We start from the raw sequence: 1,395 nt of genomic DNA, 5'->3' as shown, positions 1-1,395 counted from the left end.
CGACCATGCCGCTGTCGGGACGGAGCGCCCGACCATGCCGCGCTCCGCTCGGCCTTGCCGACAGGCGGCCGTGTCACGATGCGGCTATGACGGATGAGCGCCTAGTCGCCGAACGGGCAAAGCGCGTGGTCACGCTGCTCGAAGACAACGTGAGAACCGAGCTGCAGATCACGAACGGCGGATTCGGCCTCGGGCTCAGCGACGATACGATTGAGCGGCTGACACAGGGCGTGACCTCCGGGCTCCTGTATGCCTTCCAGTTCGACTGGTCGCCGGACTGGGTCAAAGCAGGAGATGTCCACCAATGGAACGAGGCGGGCCAATACTTCGCCCGCTGTGGCGTGTGCCTTGCGGACTCCCCGCCGTCGCAGGACCAGGCGACGGCCCCCGCCTGGGCTCACAAGCACGAGACGTCGCACTGAATCAGCGCCCGAGCATGCCGCGCACTGCTCGGCCTTGCGGAGAGTCGGCCGGTTCGCCCTAGCGGTCCCACTCCCAGTCTTCGACGCTTCGGTGGACCGGGACGAGGTTGATGCGCAATTCAGCGAAGAAGCCGTCGGCCACCAACCGCCGCCGCAGGTTGTGCGCCTCGGTCTCGGTGGTGAAAGCGCCGACCTGGTGCGAGCCAACTTCGGGCTCTCGCGGGTCGATGTACTCCACGCACCACGCGGTGATGGGTTCGCTGTAGCCCTCGGGTGGTCTCTCGTCCGCAGTCACGCCGCTAGTCTCGTCCACTCGAAGTTGGGCGTGCAGGAACCTGCCGCTGTCTGCAGCGCGGCATGCGCGCCAGCTCAGCCAGAATGCCCGACGCTTTCACTCGTGGTACCGCGCTCCGCGGAGAGCGCGGGCCGCCAGCACCCATGGATCCTCCGGGAGCGGTTCGCCTCTGCTCGAAGGGTCTGCCCCGCGTTGGTTGACACTCGGGGTTTGCAGTGATCAGGCCGCTGCTGCGGTCGCGTAGATCATCTCAAACTCGACCGGGGTGAGCTTCCCCAGGCCGCGTTGGCGACGGCGGCGGTTGTACTTGGTCTCGATCCAGCGGACCATCGCGAGACGCAGTTCCTCGCGGGTGTCCCAGCGCTGGGTGTCGAGCACGTTCTTCTGCAGCAGCGAGAAGAAGCTCTCCATGCTGGCGTTGTCACCAGCACCGTAGGAGCGGCCCATCGAGCCGATCAGACCGTTGTTCGCGAGCAGCCGCTGAGTGCGTTTGGCACGGAACTGGCCGCCCCGATCCGAGTGGCAGATCGTCCCTTCTGGTGAGCGCAACGCGATCGCGTTGCGCATCGCGGCCCGTGCCAGTGAGGACTTCATCCTGGTGTCGATCGAGTAGCCCACGATCTTGTTGGAGAACACGTCCTTGATCGCGCAGACGTAGAGCTTGCCTTCGCGGGTGGG

General features: G+C 65.9%; 3 protein-coding genes. 1 reads left to right on the top strand and 2 read right to left on the bottom strand.

The genetic code is table 11. The annotated features are described in order from the left end of the window. Positions 1–422 (top strand): hypothetical protein (locus E9934_RS19350; RefSeq protein WP_238695064.1); only part of this gene is annotated, 422 nt, incomplete at its 5' end. 58 nt (positions 423–480) lie between these two features. On the opposite strand, the gene E9934_RS19345 is transcribed toward E9934_RS19350, so the two are convergent. Together E9934_RS19345 and E9934_RS19340 are read right to left on the bottom strand one after the other, a co-directional pair. Continuing rightward, positions 481–717 (bottom strand): hypothetical protein, encoded by a 237-nt coding sequence (locus E9934_RS19345; RefSeq protein WP_136564541.1) that lies wholly within the window; start codon positions 715–717, stop codon positions 481–483. A 219-nt stretch (positions 718–936) separates the two neighbouring features. Beyond that, a partial coding sequence (locus tag E9934_RS19340) for an IS3 family transposase (protein WP_136564540.1) occupies positions 937–1,395 on the bottom strand: 459 nt, incomplete at its 5' end.

It is taken from the genome of Nocardioides caeni (genome assembly GCF_004912195.1).
GTDB classification, from domain to species: Bacteria; Actinomycetota; Actinomycetes; order Propionibacteriales; family Nocardioidaceae; genus Nocardioides; species Nocardioides caeni.
The sequence above is the reverse complement of the archived record's forward strand: the minus strand, read 5'-3'. Positions and strand labels throughout refer to the sequence as shown.